Source organism: Umezawaea endophytica, from assembly GCF_025061645.1.
GTDB classification, from domain to species: Bacteria; Actinomycetota; Actinomycetes; order Mycobacteriales; family Pseudonocardiaceae; genus Umezawaea; species Umezawaea endophytica.
In genome coordinates, this window is the sequence record NZ_JANYMP010000026.1 from 123,649 (window position 1) to 141,354 (window position 17,706).

A 17,706-nucleotide genomic window follows, 5' to 3' on the forward strand; every position below is an offset into this window, starting at 1 on the left:
CTCCACCGTTGACGCAGGTCGCTGAGCTGTTCGGCCCAGCATTCACCCGTTCGCACCGCCCCAGCACACCTCGAAGCGCCAAAACTGTCGGACCCCGGCCGTAGCGTGTGCGTCGGGGGGCCTTCACGCACGGGGGACCTCTACCAGGTGTCGATGTACGGCCGTTTCTTGCCCGAGGCGCGCGGGACGGCCGGGTCGAACCCCGTCGTGATCCAGCGCCGCGTGTCCGCCGGGTCGATCACGTCGTCGACCTCGAACGCCCCCGCCAGGTTCAGCGCCTTGCCGTGGTCGTAGGAGGCGGCGACCATCCGGTCGAACGCCGCCCGCCGTTCCTCCGGGTCGGCGATGGCCTCCAGTTCCCGCCGGAACCCGAGTTTCACGGCGCCCTCCAACCCCATGGGGCCGAACTCGCCGCTCGGCCAGGAGACGGTGAACCCCGGCACGGCCAGGCTGCCGCCCGCCATCGCCTGCGCGCCGAGCCCGTAGGCCTTGCGCAGCACCACCAGGCCGAACGGCACGTCCAGGTTGGCCGCCACGACCATCATCCGGCTCAGGTGCCGCACGGTCGCCGTGCGCTCCGCGTCCGGACCGACCATGAACCCCGGTGTGTCGCACAGCGACAGGACCGGCAGGTCGAACGCGTCGCAGAGCTGGAGGAACCTGGCCGCCTTGTCCGCCGCGTCCGCGTCGATCGCGCCGCCGAGGTGGGCCGGGTCGTTGGCGATCAGGCCGATTGGCCTGCCCTCGACGCGGATCAGCGCGGTGACGATCCCCCGGCCGAACGCCCGGCGCAGCTCCAGCACCGAGTCGGTGTCCGCGAGGGTGTCGACGACCGCGCGCACGTCGTACGCGCGGAGCCGGTTCTCCGGGATGGCGTGCCGCAGCAGGCGCTGGTCCGGCGCCGTCCACCCTGGCACCGGTCCGGTGAAGTAGGAGAGGTACTTCCTCGCCACGGCAACGGCTTCCGCCTCGTCGGCGACCGCGACGTCGACCACCCCGTTGGGGACCTGGACGTCCATCGGACCGATGTCCTCCGGGCGGAACACGCCCAGCCCGCCGCCCTCGACCATGGCCGGACCGCCCATGCCGATGTTCGCGTCGGCGGTCGCGATGATCACGTCGCAGGTGCCGAGCAGCACGGCGTTGCCCGCGAAGCAGCGGCCCGAGACGACGCCCACCAGCGGCACCGCGCCGCTGAGCTTCGCCATGGCGTGGAACGAGCCGGTGTCCAGGCCGCTGACCAGACCGTGGTCGGTGTCGCCCGGCCGACCGCCGCCGCCTTCGGCGAACAGGACCACGGGCAGGTGGCGCTGTTCGGCCAGCGCGAGCATCCGGTCCAGCTTGGCGTGGTTGCGGACGCCCTGCGTGCCCGCCAGAACCGTGTAGTCGTAGGACATCACGACGGACCGGTGGCCGTCGATCGTGCCGATCCCGGCCACCAAGCCGTCCGCGGGCGTGCGGTCGACCAGCTCCTCCAACGTCCGGCGCTGGCGTTGCGCGGCGACGGCCAGACCGCCGTACTCCACGAAGCTGTTGTCGTCGCAGAGGTCCGCGACGTTCTCCCTGGCCGTGCGGCGGCCGGTCCGGTGGCGCTTCGCCTCGGCGTCCGGACGGCGGAAGTCGTGTCGTGCCAACACTTCCGCGAGGTCCGGTCGGATGGCGTCGAGGTCGATCCGCTCGACCTCCCCGGTCTCCGCGAGGTCGCCGCCCTCGGCCACCGGCGCGCCCTCGGCGACCGTGTCGCCCACCGCCACCAGCGCACGGCCGGAGCCGGTGGCGATGACGTGCTGCATCTTCATCGCCTCCACGACGACCGCGCCGGGGTCGACCGCGACGACCGTGCCCGCCACGGGGGAGCGGGGGCCGTCCTGGCAGGTCGGAGCCGGGAGGGCGTCCAGGGAACCGGTGTGCGTGTCGGACAGGTCCCGGTCCAGCAGGTCGCGGAGGAACCCGAGGTTCGTGGGAACGCCGTCGACGCGGAACTCGGCGAGCGCGCGGCGCGCCTTGCGCAGCGCGGTGTCGAGGTCGTCGGCGTGCACGACGAGCTTGGCCAGCAGCGCGTCGAAGCGGTCGCTCGCCCGGTAGCCGCCGTAGGCGTGGGTGTCCACGCGGACGCCGGGGCCCGTCGCCGGTTGGAACGCCGTGACCGTGCCCGCGGAGGTCAGCGTGACGCGGAGCTGGACGGCGCAGCCGCGTTCCCGGTGCGCGAGGTCCGGGTCCTCGCCCGCGGCGATCAGGAGCTGGGCGCGCACGAGGTCGAGACCGGTGACCTCCTCGGTCACCGTGTGCTCGACCTGGAGCCGCGGATTGGCCTCCAGGAAAACGAAACCGCCGTCCGGGGACACCAGGAACTCGACCGTGCCGACACCCCGGTACGCCACGGCCTCCGCGATCCGCGCAGCGGCGTCGTGCAGCGCCTTGCGCAGGTCCGGGTCCAGCCGCGGCGCGGGGGCGATCTCGACGACCTTCTGGTGGTCCCGCTGGAGGCTGCAATCGCGGTCGCCGAGCACGGTCGTGCCGACGACCTGCACCTCGACGTGCCGGGCCCGCGTCAGCAGGCGTTCCAGGTAGACCGCGCCGTCGCCGAACGCGGCCAGCGCCTCGGCCCGGCAGCGGTCGAGCGCGGCGGGCAGGTCGGCCACGTCGTGGACCTGCCGCATGCCCTTACCGCCACCGCCCGCGACGGCCTTGACCATGACCGGACCGTGCTCGGCGAAGAACGCCCGCGCGGCCTCGGCGTCCACGGGGCCCGTACCCGGCAGCACGGGAACGCCCAGTTCCACGGCGAGCGCGCGGGCACGGCTCTTGTCGCCCAGCAGCGCCAGCACGTCCGGACCGGGCCCGACGAACACCAGACCGGCGTCGGCGCACGCCCGCGCGAAGCCCGCGTTCTCGGACAGGAAGCCGTAACCGGGGTGGACGGTGTCGCAGCCGTGGTCCAGCGCGACCCGCACGAGGCGGTCGACGTCGAGGTACGGAGCCGGTCCGACGCCGTCCAGCCCGACGGCGACGTCGGCCAGCCGGACGTGCAGGGCGTCCGCGTCATCGGCCGAGTGCACCGCCACGGTGCGAAGACCCAGGTCAGCGGCGGTTCGGAGGACGCGGACCGCGATCTCACCCCGGTTGGCGACGAGCAGTCCGGGCACGGGGGACCTCCTGAGCGACCGCTTAGTATGTTGTCGGCCCATCATGGTGGCAGCGCGACACGCCCACGTCCAGGTGGAACCAAAAGCCCCTGTCGGGCGTCAATGGGACACACTTCCACCCAACTGTGAACCCGCCAGCCGCCCCAGGAGGTCCCCCGTGGTGTTCAAGAGGATGTTGCGCGCGTTCGGTGTAGGCGGGCCCACGGTCGACACCGTGCTCACCAACCCGAACACGCGTCCCGGCGAGCTGCTGACGGGGGAGGTGCGCATCGCCGGAGGCGACCACCCCGCCGACATCGACCACGTGGCGCTCTCGCTGGTCACCAGAGTCGAGTTCGAGGGCAGCGACAGCGAGACGATCCGCAACGTCGACTACGGCAAGGTGTTCGTCGCCCAGCGCATCACCGTCGCGCCCGGCCAGCACATGTCCATCCCGTTCCAGTACCAGGTCCCGCTGGAGTCGCCGATCAACGTCGTGGGCGGCCAGCAGCTCCACGGCATGACCCTCGGCCTCCGCACGGAACTCGCCGTGCGCGGCGCAGTCGACCCCGGCGACCTCGACCCGGTCTCGGTCCACCCGCTCCAGTCGCAGGAACGCGTGCTCAACGCCTTCGTCCAGCTCGGCTTCCGCTTCACCCGCGCCGACAACGAGGCGGGCCGCCTGCACGGCGTGCCGCAGCAGCTCCAGTTCTACCAGGAGATCGAATTCCTGCCCCCGCAGCAGTTCGTCTCCAAGATCAGCCAGGTCGAACTGACCTTCGTCGCCGACCCGCACAGCCTCTGGGTGATCCTCGAGGCCGACCGCCGCGGCGGCATGTTCCGCTCCGGCGGCGACAGCTTCGGCCACTTCCACCTGAGCCACCAGGAGGCCGTGGGAGCCGACTGGGCGGGCATCATCCACAACTGGATGGACCAGATCGCCGGCCGCCGCGGCTCGTTCGGCGCGTTCGGTCACTGAACTGGGCGAATAGACCCGCTGTTCACCCTGCGGACCAGGCGTTCGGTGGGATAGTGATCGCCGAAGACCCCGGACACGGGCCGGGCGCTTCATCGAGGGTTTTCCAACCCGCAGGAGGCATCGTGAGCATCGGCAGCATCATCGGCGCTCTGGTCATCGGACTGATCATCGGACTGCTCGGCAAGCTGGTCGCGCCGGGGAAGCAGGGCATCCCCCTGTGGTTGACCATCGTGGTCGGCATCGCGGCGGCGTTCCTCGGGACGTTCGTGGCACGGATCTTCGGCGTGGAGGACACACCGGGAATCGACTGGATCGAGTTGGTGGTTCAGATCGCGATCGCGGCGGTCGGGGTGACGTTGGCGGCGGGCGTGTATGGGAAGAGGAGCGTTCACTAGCGGTTGGTTGTTGCGGTTGAGGGTCGGCGGTTGGTGCAGTCGTGGCCGTCGTCGCAGCCGTAGCCGCAGGCAAATGCCCGCCCTCCTACGGGAGTGGCGGGTGTTTGCGTGAAAAGCCGACCTGCTTCGACGCTTGATCTGGCGCACGCAACTGACCCGGCACACACTTCCCCCGCCGCCCCCATCCCCAGCGCCCTTCGTGTCTCTTTTGCTTTGTCAAGGCATCTTTCCCGCCTTGACAAAGCAAAAGAGACATCGAAATAATTGCGCGAGAGGGGTGGCGGGGGAACCCCTCGAAAACATACCCGCAGGTCACGGCGTGGTCAGGCTCCGTACCGAAGTGCCAGCGTGGGGGTGGCCGATTTGACTTGGGGCCTCTAGATTTGCCCCTTCGCCGGACAATAAAGGGCAGAGGTGAAGCTGCCGTCCGGCGCAAGTTTAAGGGGCAAATCCCCCAAGTAAAATCGGCCACGCTGCGTAGACGGCGTCCGGTCTCGTAGGTGGCTGGCGGTCTGCGAGGTCCGGTTTCGTGGGTCGTGGGTCGTGGCTCAAACGCTCTTGCTGAGCATGCGTAGTGCCAGGTCTGCGTAGAGGGTGCCGATGTCCTCTGGTGTCCGTTTTCCGTCCGGGCGGTACCACCTGGCCACGTCTATGCACAGCGACAGCACTGCCAGTGCTGTGCCGTTCTGGTCCGGGGTTTCGAAGCTGCCCGCCTTCACCCCGTCCTCGACGATCTGCCGCACGTGCGTCTCGATCTTGCGTCTCAACTCCGCCACCACGGCGTGGTGTTCCGGTGAAAGTGATCCCAGTTCGTACTGCACCACTCGTGCCGTTGTCCTGAACTCCGCGTGCCACCGCGCGAAAGCTGCCACTGTTTTTGCCATCCGGTCCCTAGGATCCGGGTCCTGGACGGCTGTCAGCACTTTCAACGACCGTTCGTGGCCGACCTTGCTGATCTGGAACAGCAGGTCTTCCTTCGAGCGGTAGTGGATGTACACGGCTGCTGGGCTCATGCCTGCTCTGGCGGCGATGTCCCTCGTCGTGGTGGCGTGGTAGCCCTTGTCCGCGAAGGCGTGGGCGGCGGCGATGAGCATGCGTCTTGCTGCGTCCGGGGTGATGGCGTCGTGCCAGGACTGGTCGAGCAGGGCGTACTCGCCTTCACCCAGGCTGGTCATGTGTCCTCCGGGACGTGTTGACAGGGGTGTGGATCGTACTGCAATCTAAGCGCGCGCTTAGTTCTAAGCAACCGCTTAGTATGTCGTTTTGAGGAGGCTCCAGTGCGGCGGACGCTGTTCGAGGCTGATCACCACGCGTTCCGGGAATCGGCACGGGAGTTCGTTGATCGCACGTTGCGGCCGAACTACGAGAAGTACGTGGAGCAGCGGTTCATCGATCGTGAGGCGTGGCTCGAAGCCGGGCGGCAGGGGCTGCTGGGGCTCGAGGTGCCTGAGGAGTACGGCGGCAGCGCGGCTGGTGACTACCGGTTCAACGCGGTGTTCGGTGAGGAGCTGTGCAGGCTCAGCGCGGGTGTCGCGTCGTGCATCGGGATTCACGGGGACGTGGTCGCGCCCTACCTCGTCGATCTCTGCACCGAGGAGCAGAAGCAGCGGTGGTTGCCGCGGTTCTGCTCCGGTGAGATGACCACGGGCATCGGGATGACCGAGCCGTCCGGTGGGTCGGACCTGGCCGCGTTGCGCAGCGTCGCGGTGCGGGACGGGTCGGACTGGATCCTGAACGGGTCGAAGACGTTCATCACCAACGGGTACTCGGCGGACATGATCATCGTGGCCGCGCGCACCTCGCCGGACAAGGGGGCGAAGGGCATCACGCTGTTCGCCGTCGAGACCGGGATGAAGGGGTTCGAGCGGGGGCGGAAGCTCGACAAGGTGGGGCAGCCCGAGTCGGACACCGCCGAGCTGTTCTTCTCCGACGTGCGGCTGTCCGCGGAGCAGGTCATCGGTGAGGTCGACCGCGGGTTCATCTACATGATGGAGCGCCTGCCGCAGGAGCGGATCGGTGGCGCGATCTCGAACCTGGCGCACGCCGCGCAGATCCTGATCGAGACGATCGAGTACGTGAAGGAGCGCAAGGCGTTCGGGCAGCCGATCGGTTCGTTCCAGCACAACAAGTTCCTGCTCGCCGAGCTGGCGACGAAGGTCGACGTCACGCAGGCGTTCCTGGACCAGTGCACGCTGGCGCACACGCGTGGTGAGCTGACCGCCGTGGACGCGGCGAAGGCGAAGTACTGGAGCGCGGACGTGCAGAACGAGGTGCTCGACGCGTGCGTTCAGTTGCACGGCGGCTACGGGTACATGACCGAGTACCGGGTCGCGCGGGCGTGGATGGACGCTCGGGTCACGAAGATCTGGGCGGGGTCGAACGAGATCATGAAGGAACTCATCGGCCGCGACCTCGGCCTGTGACCACCAACCCGGAAAGGCTTTGCTGACATGGGAATCCTCGACAAGTTCCGGCTCGACGGCCAGGTCGCGATCGTCACGGGCGCGTCCTCCGGGCTCGGTGTGGCGTTCGCCAAGGCGCTCGCGGAAGCGGGCGCGGACGTGGTGCTCGCGGCCCGGCGCGCGGAGAAGCTGAAGGACACCGCGCAGCTTGTCGAGGCCGCGGGTCGGCGCGCGCTGATCGTGCAGGCCGACGTGTCGTCGCCCGAGGACTGCCGTCGGATCGCCCAGGAGGCGGCCGGGTTCGGGCCCGTGTCGGTCCTGGTCAACAACGCCGGTGTGGGCACGGCCGTGCCCGCGTCGCGGGAGACCCCGGAGCAGTTCCGCGGGGTCATCGACGTGAACCTCAACGGGGCGTTCTGGATGGCGCAGGCCGCCGCCGCCGCGATGGCCAACGGCGGTTCGATCATCAACATCTCCAGCGTGCTCGGGCTGATGTCCGGTGGGCTGCCGCAGGCCGCCTACTCGGCGTCCAAGGCCGGGCTGATGGGGTTGACCAGGGACCTGGCCGCGCAGTGGAGCGCCCGCAAGGGGATCCGGGTCAACGCCATCGCGCCCGGCTACTTCGCCAGCGAGATGACCGACACCTACCCGGACGGCTACCTGGACGGAAACCTGGCCCGCACGCCGTTGCGGCGCATGGGCGACCCGGAGGAACTGGCCGCGGCGGTCGTCTTCCTGGCGTCCGCGGCGGGCGGGTACGTCACCGGTGCCACGCTCGTCGTGGACGGTGGCATCTCCATCGGCGGCTGATCTCCGGAACCCCGCGCACGGATCGTCCTTCGTGCGCGGGGTTTTCCGTTTCCGGTCCGATGAGGACCCGTGCCACGATGACCGGGTGAAACTGGACAGGCTGCTGGTCGTCGACGTGGAAGCGACCTGCTGGGAAGGCGATCCGCCGCCCGGTGAGGCGTCGGAGATCATCGAGATCGGGGTGTGCGAGCTGGACGTCGCCACCGGTGAGCGCCTGGGCAAGCACAGCGTCCTGGTGCGGCCCGAACGGTCGTCGGTCAGCGCGTTCTGCACGTCGCTGACGACCCTCACCGCGGAGCAGGTGTCCGGCGGCGTCACCTACGTCGAGGCGTGCGCCTTGCTGCGCAAGGAGTTCCGGTCCCGCGACCGGGTGTGGGCCAGCTACGGCGACTACGACCGGAAGCAGTTCGAACGCCAGGGGCACTACCCGTTCGGGCCGCGGCACGTGAACGTGAAGACGCTGTTCGCGCTGAGCCGGGCGCTGCCGCGGGAGGTGGGGCTCGCCGAGGCGCTGGCGCTGGCCGGGCTGCCGCTGGAGGGCACGCACCACCGGGGCGACGACGACGCGTGGAACATCGCCGCGCTCTTCGGCGGGATCCTGCGTTCCACCAGGGAATAGGTAGGCTTCGACGGTGACCGTCCCCGAACGTCTGATCAGCGCCGCCACCGAACTGTTCGCGGCCAAGGGTTTCGACCGGGTGGCCGTGCAGGAGATCGTGGACCGCGCCGGGGTCACCAAGGGGGCGATGTACCACTACTTCGGCTCCAAGGACGATCTGCTGCACGAGATCTACGGCAGCGTGCTGCGGATGCAGACGGAGCGGTTGGAGAAGATCGCCGCCGGGGACGGCCCGGTCGTGGAGCGCCTGCACGCCGCCGCGTCGGACGTGATCGTCACCAGCATCGACAACTTCGACCAGGCGAAGGTGTACTTCCGGTCGGCGGACCACCTGGCCGAGGACAAGCGGCTGGCCATGCGGTCGGAACGGCGGCGGTACCACGAGCGGTTCCGGGCGCTGGTGGAGGAGGGGCAGGCGGCCGGGGTGTTCCGCGCGGACGTCCCGGCGGACGTGACGGTGCACTACTACTTCGGCGCGGTCCACCACCTGGCCACCTGGTACAGCCCGGACGGGGTGCTGTCGGCGGAGGACGTGGGGCGGCACTACGCGGACCTGCTGGTCGGTTCGCTGCGTCCCTAGTCGGGCTGGAGCCCGTCCGGGTCGCCGAGCCGGGCGGTCATCGTCCGCCTGGTGGCCAGGGCAGCGTCGCCGAACGCGGACGGTTCGTCCCGCGCCAACCTGCGGTAGATCGCGTGCGCCTGCTCCATCGCGTCCGAGGCGGATTCCAGTTCCAGCGAGGCCTTCAGCCGCACCCAGGCGTAGGCCCGCAACGCGCAGGCGGTCATGGCGGTCGACGACCCGAGGTCGATGGCCGACGGCCAGCCCAGGAGGCTGACGGCGTACTCGGTGGCCTTCAGCGCGTGGTCCCGGTGGCCGGACTCCGCGAGCCGCACACCGTGGTTGACCAGGCACGAGATGAGGTCCGGGCGGTAGAGGACCGGGTCGACGGCCACGAGGCGGCGGCAGGTGGACACCGCCTGCTCGGAGGTCTTCAGCGCCTCGCTGCCCTTGCCGATGTCGACCAGCCGTGAGCTGAGGGCGCTGAGCGTCCTGGCGAGCCCGCACTCCACCCGCGCGAGTTCGCGTTGGCCCAGTGCCAGGAGGCCCTCCACCACCGGACTGGCGCTCGTGACGACCGCGGTCAACCTGGCGGCTCGGGCCAGCCTGATCTCCAGGTTCCTCGTCGACTGCACGTTGCCGGGATCCATCGACCTGACGATGGCGTTCACCGACCTCTGGAGGCTGCTCACGGCCGGGGACGGCTTCTCGTCCAACAGCGAGGGCCCCGGTAATCGGACCCCGAGGCGCAGCATCGCCTCCGCCAGCAGTTCCTCGTAGCGGGACAGGGCGGCCTCGGCGATGTCCGCCCGGATCGCCACTGCTCGCCGGGAGGCCGCCGCGGCGTCGTCGAGCTTGCCCGCACGGGACAGGTGGGCACCCTGGTTGTGCAGGCAGGCCGCCAGTTTCGGCGCGTAGATCTCCGGCGCGGTGAAGTGCAGCCGCTCGTAGTGGTCGATGGCGTTCTGGACGTGCGACAGCGCGCGGTCCCCGAACCCCAGTTCGGCGCACGTCGTCGCCAGGCTGTGCAGGGAGGCGGCCAGTTCCGCCTCGAACACGACCCGCCTGGAGACGGCCAGCCGCGTTCGGATCAGCACCGCCTCCTCCGTCGCGTCGAGTGCCGCCGTGAGGTGGCCGAGTTCGGCCCTGTGCGTGCCGAGGTTGTGCAGCGCGCTCGCGAGGTCGGGGGAGAACACGTGGGGGTCGCGGGCGGCGAGGTTCCGGTACAGCCGGACCGCCTCCTCCGCGACGTCGAGCGCCTTCGCGGTCCGCTGCACGCCCGCCAGGTGCATGCCGAGGTTGTTCAGCGTCGCCGCGAGGGTGGGCTCGTGGGCGGTCGGGTCGTGGGCGGCGAGCCGCCGGTGGATGTCCACGGCTTCCTCGATCGTGGCCAGCGCCAGCTCCCGCAGGTTGACCTCGGACAGGTCCGCGGCCAGGTTGTTGAGCGACGACGCGAGGTCGGCCTCGTGCGCGCACGGGTCGGCCTCGGCGAGCCGCTTGCGGATCGCCACCGCCTCCTGCGACGCCTCCAGAGCCTCCTGCTTGCGGCCGATCCCCGCGAGGTGGGTGCCGAGGTGGTGCAGGGAGAGGGCGAGCCCCGGCTCGTGGGCGCTGGGGTGGTCCGCCGCCAGTTCGCGGTAGATCCGCACCGCGGGCTCCGTCGTGCGCAGCGCCTGGTCGAACGCGCCCGCGTTGCCGAGCCTCCACCCCAGGCCGATCAGGAGCCGAGCGCGTGCCTCGGGTGACCGGGTGTGTACCAGCCGGTAGTCGGTCAGCCTCCGCACGAGGGCCGCCGCGGCCGGGTCGAGGTCGGCGTGGTGGTCGGGCAGGAGGGGCTCGATGGCGGCGAGCACCCGGATGTCGGCGGCGTTCGCGACCGCCATCAGAGCGGCGCCACCCGCCGTGACCGCGCGGCCGGGGTCCACGAGCAGCAGGTCCCGCAGGTGCGCGCCCACGTGCGGCCACCGCTTGCCGGACTCGGTCAGCACCGTGATCAACTGGCCGTGCGGGACGCCTTCGTCGATCAACCGCGCGGCGACGTCCACCGTCCACGGGTCGAGCATCCGCGTGGCGCCGTCCCGACCCGCCGTCCCGGTGGGCAGGCAGTAGGCCAGGAAGTCCTCGCCCAGCCTGTCCGGGTAGACGGGTTCGAGCACCGTCTGGTCGTCGGCGGGCGGGTAGCACGCGCTGTGGTCCGCCAGGATGCGCCCGGCTTCGCAGTCCGACGCCGCGACGCCGAGGCCCCGGAGCACCGCGACGCCCTCGCGGTGGGACACGGGACCGACCAGGGTGGCGATGAACGCCGCGCGCGCCAGTTCCTCGTGCCCGGACGTGATCGCGCGGGTCTCGCGCATCGCCGCCCAGTGGTCGATCTCCCGGTGCAGCAGGTACTCGGACAGCGCTCCGGGGTCGGTCGGGGGCAGCCTCCGCCGGTCCGAGGCGTCCACGGCGACGAGGGCGGCCATGTGGATGGTGAGCACCGACCCGTAGGCGCTGTGGTCGAGCGAACCGAGCGGGCGCACGCCCTCGGCGTCCACGCCGAACACCTCGGCGAACCGGTTGCGCGCCGCGGTGAAGACCTCGCGCCTCGACGCGAGGTCCGTCGCGAGCTCCGGGAGCCGTCGGGCGTCGGCGCTGACGCCCAGCTTGCGCAGCGGGTACTGGAGGAGGTCCCAGCACCGGCGGGGTGACCTGGCCAGCAGCAGGATCCGCCTGGCCCCGTTGTGCCGCAGCCTGACGTCCTCGACCAGCGCCAGCAGATCGCTCCGCGGCCACCGGTCCGCGTAGTCCACGACGACCAGCAGCCCCTCCGCCCCGGTCGGGCTGATCCCGTCGCAGGCCGCGAACCCCGGATCGCTGCCGTGCTGGGCGAAGGCGACCGTCCACCCCGCGGCCACCGACCGGGCCGCGAACTTCACCGCGAGCCTGGTCTTGCCGAACCCGCCCGGCGCGTGCAGCAGCAGGGCGTCGATCCTGGCCGCGCCCCGCCGCCACCGGTCGAGTTCCCGCAGATCGGATTCCCTGCCGATGAAGTCGACGACCTCGTTGCGGGCCAGCAGCAACTGGCTGGGTTGGCGCCGGGAGGGTTCCGGCAGCGCGGAGTGCTCGGGGCCGGGGAAGGACCGCAGGGCGTACCCCCGCTTGGCCGAGGTCACGTGGACGTCGCCGTGGACGGCACCGGTCTGCACGACCGGGCCGATCAGGTTGCCGTTGGCGCTGTTGTGGACGGTTCCACCGACAGCGCTTCGAGGGGCGTTGTTCCGCCACCGCATGCCGCCACCTCCGAGGAAGTGGACAGGCTAGCCCGTGGAAGCCGTCCGTCAGATCTCCAGGACGGGCGTGTCGTTCATCCGGGATCGAGGTGCCGCAATAGTGCGGTTCTGTTGGTGTGCAAGGGTTTCCCGATTTGTGCGGGCTCGGCCGCGGGTGACGGGGAGCGCGCTCGTCGAGCGGTTCGGCGCGCCCCCGTCGCCGGGTGGGTGCGCCTTCAGGCCACGAAGAGCACCACGGTTTCCGCTACGCAGCCCGGTTTCGGGTTGCCGTCGATCTCGACCGTCACCTTCACCACGGCCTGCTTGCCCGGCGGGAAGTCGACCACGTCGATGATCTCCGCCCCCGCCCGCACCCGTGAGCCCACGACGACCGGACTGGGGAAGCGGACCTTGTTCAGGCCGTAGTTCACCCCCATCTTCAAGCCCTCGATGGTGTAGATGTCCTTCACCAGCATGGGGATCAGGGACAGGGTCAGGTAGCCGTGCGCGACCGGCGCGCCGAACGGGCCCGCCTTCGCCTTCTCGATGTCGATGTGGATCCACTGGTGGTCGCCGGTGGCGTCGGCGAACAGGTTGATCTCGTCCTGGGTGATCTCGTGCCACTCGCCGTGACCGAGGTGTTCGCCCTTGGCCGCGGTGTACTCGTCAAGGGAAGCGAAAACGCGCATGGTCTGTCCCCTCAGTCCTTCGGTCCGCCTGCGACGTAGATGACCTGGCCCGACACGAAACCGGCGCCTTCGCTGACCAGGAACGAGACCGTGTGCGCGATGTCGTCCGGGGTGCCCACGCGGGCGACCGGGATCTGGCTGGCCGCGGCCTTCTTGAAGTCCTCGAAGTCCACCTTGATCCGCGCGGCGGTGGCCGCGGTCATCTCCGTGGCGATGAAGCCGGGGGCGATGGCGTTGACGGTGACGCCGAACTTGCCGAGTTCGATGGCCAGCGTCTTGGTGAAGCCCTGGAGGCCCGCCTTGGCCGTCGCGTAGTTCGCCTGGCCCCGGTTGCCCAGCGCGGAGGTGCTGGACAGGTTCACGATGCGGCCCCAGCCCTGCTCGGTCTGGAACTTCTGGACCGCGCGGCTCATCAGGAACGCGCCGCGCAGGTGGACGTTCATGACCGCGTCCCAGTCGTCGTCGGTCATCTTGAACAGCAGGTTGTCGCGGAGGATGCCCGCGTTGTTCACCAGGACGGTCGGGGCGCCGAGTTCGTCGGCGACCTTCTGGACGACCGCGGTGACCTGCTCGGAGTCGCTGACGTCGACCGCGGCGGCGAGAGCGCGGCCACCCGAGGCGTTGATCTTCTCGGCGGCTTCGGCGCAGCTCTCCACGTCGAGGTCGAGCAGCGCCACGGCGAAGCCGTCCTGTGCCAGCCGCCACGCGGTCGCGGCGCCGATGCCACGTGCCGCGCCGGTGACGATCGCTACCCGCGAAGCGGTTTCTGCGGCCACTGGTTCCTCCTTGAACGAGAGCTAAGCAAGCGCTTAGAAAGTACCTCGCGCGGACTGGCTCGCGCCAGCTTGACGGCCTAGCATGGTCCCAGAACCATACCGACTGGTCGGAATGTAGTCACGAGGGAGTTGTGCCGGTGGAGGACCGCAGGTTCGAGGGCAAGGTCGCGCTGATCACCGGTGCGGCGAACGGAATCGGCGCGGGTGTGTCCCGGCGCCTCGCCGAGGAGGGCGCGCGCGTCGTCGTCGCCGACATCGACGGCGACCGGGGCAAGGTGATCGCCGACGAGGTCGACGGCCTGTACGTGCACTGCGACGTGCGCGACCCCGAGCACAGCAAGGCGGCGGTCGCGGCGGCCGTGGAGCGGTTCGGCGCGCTGGACCTCGTCGCGCTCAACGCGGGCATCTCCACCGGCTTCGGCCTCGGCTCCGACTTCGACCCCGAGCGCTACCGCAGCGTCATGGGGATCAACCTCGACGGCGTGGTCTACGGCGTCCACGCCGCGCTGCCCGCGCTGCGCGCCAGCCACGGCCAGATCATCGCGACGGCGAGCATGGCGGGCATCACGCCGACGCCGCTCGACCCGATCTACGGCGCCAACAAGACCGCCGTCGTGGGCCTGGTGCGCTCGCTCGCGCCGTCGCTGGTCCGCGACCGCGTGCGGGTCAACGCCCTGTGCCCGTCCTTCGCCGACACCGCCATCATCGCGCCGTTCCGCGAGACGCTCGAATCGACGAACATGCCGATCATGGAGGTCTCCGACGTCGTCACGGCGTTCATGGCCATCGCCGGGTCGAACGGCACCGGCGAGTGCTGGTTCGTCGTGCCGGGCCGCGAGTCCCAGCCGTTCACCTTCCGCAACGCTCCCGGTCCGCGCTCCGCGGCGGGCGAGCGCATGTCCGTCGACCCCGGCGCTTTCGCGACCGGACAGGAGGCCTGAAACCCGTGCGTGCCATCCAGATCACCGAGTTCGGCGGCCCCGAGGTCCTCACCGAGACCGAACTGCCCGACCCCGTCGCCGGGCCCGGCGAGGTGCTGATCGACGTCAGCCGCGCGGGCCTCAACTACGCCGACACCCACCAGGCGGAGAACTCCTACCTGTCGAAGACGGAACTCCCGATCGTGCCCGGCGGCGAGATCGCGGGCATGACGTCGAACGGCCGCCGCGTCGTCGCGCTGACCAGCGGTGGTGGCGGCTACGCGCAGCGGGCCGTCGCGCCCGCCGCGACCACCTTCGACGTGCCGGAGGGCGTGGACGACCTGACCGCGCTCAGCCTCGTCGTCCAGGGCGCGACGGCGTGGCTGCTGCTGCGCCGCAGCGTGAACCTGCTGGAGGGCGAGAGCGTCGTCGTGCACGCCGCCGCGGGCGGTGTCGGCTCGATCGCCGTGCAGTTGGCGAAGCTGTGGGGCGCGGGCCGCGTCATCGCGACCGCCAGCACCGACGACAAGCGCAAGCTCGCGCTCGACCTCGGCGCCGACGTCGCCATCTCCTCGACCGAGGAGAACATGACGGACGCCTTGAAGGAGGCCAACAACGGCCGCCGCGTCGACATCGTGCTCGACATGGCGGGCGGTTCCGTGACGGACCAGAGCCTCGCCGCGCTGGCCCCGTTCGGCAGGCTCGCGTTCTACGGCATGGCCAGCCGCGAGAAGCCGTCCCCGGTCGACCCGGTCAAGCTCCTCGGGCGCTCCACGGCCGTCATCGGCATGTGGCTGCCGCACGCGTTCCGCCTGCCCGGCGGCGTCGTCCACCGCGCCATGGACGAGCTGTTCACCCTCGTGCTGGAGGGGAAGCTCCGCGCCGTCCCCGGCGGCGAGTACGGCATGTCCGAGGTCCGCCGAGCCCACGAGGACCTGCGTGCCCGCCGCACCAGCGGCAAGCTCCTGCTCGACCCGAACCGCTAGCCCCGACGCGAAGGGCCCCCTCCGTTGCCGGAGGGGGCCCTTCGTCGTGTCACAGCGTCAGTCGCTCAGTTCGGCCAAGGCCTGCTTGACCTTCGCCAACTCGGCTTCGAGCTCCTCCATGCGGGTGCGGTGCTGGTCGCGCGCCGCTTCCAGGACGGTCTCGATGCCGCTGAAGATGTCCTCGTGCAACTCCTTCGCGGCCTTGGACACCGCGATGGCGGGGATGGTGAGGCCCTGCACGACGCGCTGGGTGCCGTGCAGCAGGTCGGCCTGCCAGTCGCCGTCCATGGTCCCGGTGACCGTCAGCGTCAACTCGACGGTCCGCGTCTTCTTGGCGGTGCTCTTGGCCCGCTTGACCGGCTTGGCGGGCGCCTCCTCCGCCACCGGCTCGGCGGCGGCCTCGGCGGGCTTGGCACCCTCGTCCGCCACCGGCTTCGCCGCGGGAACCGACTCCACAACGGCCTCATGGGCCGCCGGAACCTTGGCTTCCACCGCGTCTACCTGGTCACTCTGCTCCGTGAGCGTGTTAGACACGTTCTGGTTTCCTCTCTAGCAATACCGGCTCGACCCGGCCATAGCATAGAACACTTGTTCGATCCGAAAGGTGAAGGCTCGACAAGCGCCCCAGCGCGCCGCGGTCGTCCGGTTATCTTCCCACCCCGCTCACCACCACCGAGAACGGCACAGCCGCGGGCCGCCTCACCCCTCCGACGGGAACCCCCGCACCACCCTCTGCACCGCCACCTCGGCCACCCCGTCCACCTCGGCCAACCGGGCCAGCGCCCCGCCCTCCGCGGACCCGGTGACCATCCCCAGCGCTTCCAGCACGTCATCCACGACGAGGCCCGCCGCCGTCAACTCGGTGACGACGGCGGGCAGCCGTTCCAGGCTGTCGTCGGCGATCGATACCACGACCTTCTCCACCGGCGACCTCCACGGGACCTCAGGGAGCTTGCACCAATCCTGCACCGACATCCGTGGAAGGCAAAGGGAGTCGGCGCGCGGTCTGGGACAGCCTCGCCCACAGCTCGAACCCGCGCGACCCGTGCTTCTGCGCCATCAGCGCGGCGACGCCCGCGACGTGCGGCGTGGCCATGCTGGTGCCCTGCAACCGCTTCGTGCCCCCGACGTTCCAGCTCGAGTACACGTCGACGCCGGGCGCGACCACGTCCACCGCGCCGACGGTGTCGGTGGTGCCGCAGGAGAAGAAGCCCATGGCCCGCGCCACGTCGACCGCCCCGACCGCCATGATCGACGGGCAGTTCGCCGGGTGGCCGACGGGGGCGACGGCTCCGGGCCGCCTGCTGTCGTTGCCCGCGGCGGCGATGATGAGCGTCCCCCTCGCCAGCGCCCGCGACGCCGCCTGCTCGAAGATCGCCGAGTGCGGCGTGCCGGGCCGGACGGAGGCGCCCAGCGACATCGAGATGACCGCGCACCCGTTGGCGATGGCCCACTCGATGCCCGCCAGGATGCCGCCGTCCGAGCCGGAACCCTTGTTGCTGAGCACCTTGCCCGCGAAGATCTCCGCCTCGTGCGCGACGCCGTAGCCGGGGCCGGACGCGGGCGTGCGCGGACCGCAGGACGTGCCGATGCAGTGCGTGCCGTGGCCGTGCACGTCGTCGACGGTCTCGCCCGTGATGAACGAACTGGTGGTGACGGTGCGGCCCGCGAAGTCGGGGTGCGCGACGGTGAACCCGGTGTCCAGCACCGCGACCCGGATCCCCTTGCCGGACGCGGTGCTCAGGTTCGCGCCCACGGCCTGCAAGCCCCAGGTGAACACGCTCTCGTCCACCGCGGCGACGTCCGTCGCCGTGTCGGCGCTGATGGCGTGCACGACCCGCTCGGCCTCCACGGCGAGCACCGGACCGGGCTCGTCGACCGCGCGGTTCAGACCGGGGAGCTGCTCGGCGGTGGCGTCCACGAGCGCGATGCCCAGCTCGTGGAAGATCACCCCGTCCGCGCCCGCGATCTGCTCGGCCACGGTGTCGGCCGTGGTCGCGACCTGGATGCCCGCTACGCGGTCCAGTTCCCGGACGCCCGCTGCGGTGGAGTTGTTCTCTAGGAGCACCAGGTAGCGACCAGTGGTCTCGGTGCTCGTCGGCTGTGACATGACGACCCCCTTCGGGGACGGTGGCGGCGGTCAACCTCTCCACGTAGTGAGACGCCGCACACCGCGCAGATACCGGGGTTCACCC

Annotated in this window: 16 protein-coding genes; 8 read left to right on the top strand and 8 right to left on the bottom strand. The window is 70.4% G+C overall.

Annotated elements, in window-relative coordinates:
* Positions 1–140: 140 nt before the first annotated feature.
* Positions 141–3,146, bottom strand: coding sequence for a carboxyl transferase domain-containing protein (locus NZH93_RS38760; protein ID WP_259628287.1), 3,006 nt, complete (start codon positions 3,144–3,146; stop codon positions 141–143).
* 157 nt (positions 3,147–3,303) lie between these two features.
* On the opposite strand from NZH93_RS38760, the gene NZH93_RS38765 reads away from it, so the two are divergent.
* Together NZH93_RS38765 and NZH93_RS38770 are read left to right on the top strand one after the other, a co-directional pair.
* Positions 3,304–4,104, top strand: coding sequence for a sporulation protein (locus NZH93_RS38765; RefSeq protein WP_259628288.1), 801 nt, complete (start codon positions 3,304–3,306; stop codon positions 4,102–4,104).
* Positions 4,105–4,226: 122 nt separating this feature from the next.
* Complete coding sequence (locus tag NZH93_RS38770) at positions 4,227–4,499, top strand: GlsB/YeaQ/YmgE family stress response membrane protein (RefSeq protein WP_259628289.1); 273 nt, start codon at positions 4,227–4,229, stop codon at positions 4,497–4,499.
* A gap of 548 nt (positions 4,500–5,047) precedes the next feature.
* On the opposite strand, the gene NZH93_RS38775 is transcribed toward NZH93_RS38770, so the two are convergent.
* The gene (locus tag NZH93_RS38775) at positions 5,048–5,674 is read right to left on the bottom strand and encodes a TetR/AcrR family transcriptional regulator (RefSeq protein WP_259628290.1); all 627 of its coding nucleotides are present in this window, start codon (positions 5,672–5,674) and stop codon (positions 5,048–5,050) included.
* Positions 5,675–5,776: 102 nt separating this feature from the next.
* Here NZH93_RS38775 and NZH93_RS38780 point away from each other — a divergent pair, with 102 nt between their 5' ends.
* From NZH93_RS38780 to NZH93_RS38795, 4 genes are all read left to right on the top strand, one after another.
* On the top strand, positions 5,777–6,922 hold the full coding sequence (locus tag NZH93_RS38780) for an acyl-CoA dehydrogenase family protein (RefSeq protein WP_259628291.1): 1,146 nt from the start codon (positions 5,777–5,779) through the stop codon (positions 6,920–6,922).
* 27 nt (positions 6,923–6,949) lie between these two features.
* Positions 6,950–7,711, top strand: a complete 762-nt coding sequence (locus NZH93_RS38785; RefSeq protein WP_259628292.1) for an SDR family NAD(P)-dependent oxidoreductase — start codon at positions 6,950–6,952, stop codon at positions 7,709–7,711.
* Positions 7,712–7,796: 85 nt separating this feature from the next.
* The gene (locus tag NZH93_RS38790) at positions 7,797–8,330 is read left to right on the top strand and encodes a 3'-5' exonuclease (protein WP_259628293.1); all 534 of its coding nucleotides are present in this window, start codon (positions 7,797–7,799) and stop codon (positions 8,328–8,330) included.
* A gap of 13 nt (positions 8,331–8,343) precedes the next feature.
* Positions 8,344–8,910 carry a TetR/AcrR family transcriptional regulator gene (locus NZH93_RS38795; protein ID WP_259628294.1) on the top strand — a complete coding sequence of 189 codons (567 nt, stop codon included), beginning with the start codon at positions 8,344–8,346 and terminating at the stop codon, positions 8,908–8,910.
* Here the strand turns inward: NZH93_RS38795 and NZH93_RS38800 are convergent.
* The 3 genes from NZH93_RS38800 to fabG all read right to left on the bottom strand — a co-directional run bounded on the left by NZH93_RS38800 (position 8,907) and on the right by fabG (position 13,605).
* Positions 8,907–12,161, bottom strand: a complete 3,255-nt coding sequence (locus NZH93_RS38800) for a tetratricopeptide repeat protein (protein ID WP_259628295.1) — start codon at positions 12,159–12,161, stop codon at positions 8,907–8,909. The genes NZH93_RS38795 and NZH93_RS38800 overlap by 4 nt on opposite strands.
* A 215-nt stretch (positions 12,162–12,376) precedes the next feature.
* Positions 12,377–12,829 (bottom strand): MaoC family dehydratase, encoded by a 453-nt coding sequence (locus NZH93_RS38805; RefSeq protein WP_259628296.1) that lies wholly within the window; start codon positions 12,827–12,829, stop codon positions 12,377–12,379.
* A gap of 11 nt (positions 12,830–12,840) precedes the next feature.
* On the bottom strand, positions 12,841–13,605 hold the full coding sequence (gene fabG / locus NZH93_RS38810) for a 3-oxoacyl-ACP reductase FabG (RefSeq protein ID WP_259628297.1): 765 nt from the start codon (positions 13,603–13,605) through the stop codon (positions 12,841–12,843).
* Positions 13,606–13,742: 137 nt separating this feature from the next.
* Here fabG and NZH93_RS38815 point away from each other — a divergent pair, with 137 nt between their 5' ends.
* Both NZH93_RS38815 and NZH93_RS38820 read left to right on the top strand, forming a co-directional pair.
* The gene (locus NZH93_RS38815) at positions 13,743–14,546 is read left to right on the top strand and encodes an SDR family NAD(P)-dependent oxidoreductase (protein ID WP_259628298.1); all 804 of its coding nucleotides are present in this window, start codon (positions 13,743–13,745) and stop codon (positions 14,544–14,546) included.
* A gap of 5 nt (positions 14,547–14,551) precedes the next feature.
* Positions 14,552–15,511: a quinone oxidoreductase family protein gene (locus NZH93_RS38820; RefSeq protein WP_259628299.1), complete on the top strand. Its 960-nt coding sequence runs from the start codon at positions 14,552–14,554 to the stop codon at positions 15,509–15,511.
* A 57-nt stretch (positions 15,512–15,568) separates the two neighbouring features.
* On the opposite strand, the gene NZH93_RS38825 is transcribed toward NZH93_RS38820, so the two are convergent.
* The 3 genes from NZH93_RS38825 to NZH93_RS38835 all read right to left on the bottom strand — a co-directional run bounded on the left by NZH93_RS38825 (position 15,569) and on the right by NZH93_RS38835 (position 17,621).
* Positions 15,569–16,003, bottom strand: coding sequence for a DUF6319 family protein (locus NZH93_RS38825; protein WP_259628300.1), 435 nt, complete (start codon positions 16,001–16,003; stop codon positions 15,569–15,571).
* A 207-nt stretch (positions 16,004–16,210) separates the two neighbouring features.
* Positions 16,211–16,435 (bottom strand): hypothetical protein, encoded by a 225-nt coding sequence (locus NZH93_RS38830; protein ID WP_259628301.1) that lies wholly within the window; start codon positions 16,433–16,435, stop codon positions 16,211–16,213.
* Between the two features lie 19 nt (positions 16,436–16,454).
* The gene (locus NZH93_RS38835) at positions 16,455–17,621 is read right to left on the bottom strand and encodes a S8 family peptidase (protein WP_259628302.1); all 1,167 of its coding nucleotides are present in this window, start codon (positions 17,619–17,621) and stop codon (positions 16,455–16,457) included.
* Between the last annotated feature and the right edge of the window lie 85 nt (positions 17,622–17,706).

Excerpts from the sequence above, each read along its gene's own strand:
- NZH93_RS38835 (WP_259628302.1), bottom strand. The coding sequence starts at position 17,621 with ATGTCACAGCCGACGAGCACCGAGACCACTGGTCGCTACCTGGTGCTC.
- NZH93_RS38775 (WP_259628290.1), bottom strand. The coding sequence starts at position 5,674 with ATGACCAGCCTGGGTGAAGGCGAGTACGCCCTGCTCGACCAGTCCTGG.
- NZH93_RS38805 (WP_259628296.1), bottom strand. The coding sequence starts at position 12,829 with ATGCGCGTTTTCGCTTCCCTTGACGAGTACACCGCGGCCAAGGGCGAA.
- NZH93_RS38800 (WP_259628295.1), bottom strand. The coding sequence starts at position 12,161 with ATGCGGTGGCGGAACAACGCCCCTCGAAGCGCTGTCGGTGGAACCGTC.
- NZH93_RS38785 (WP_259628292.1), top strand. The coding sequence starts at position 6,950 with ATGGGAATCCTCGACAAGTTCCGGCTCGACGGCCAGGTCGCGATCGTC.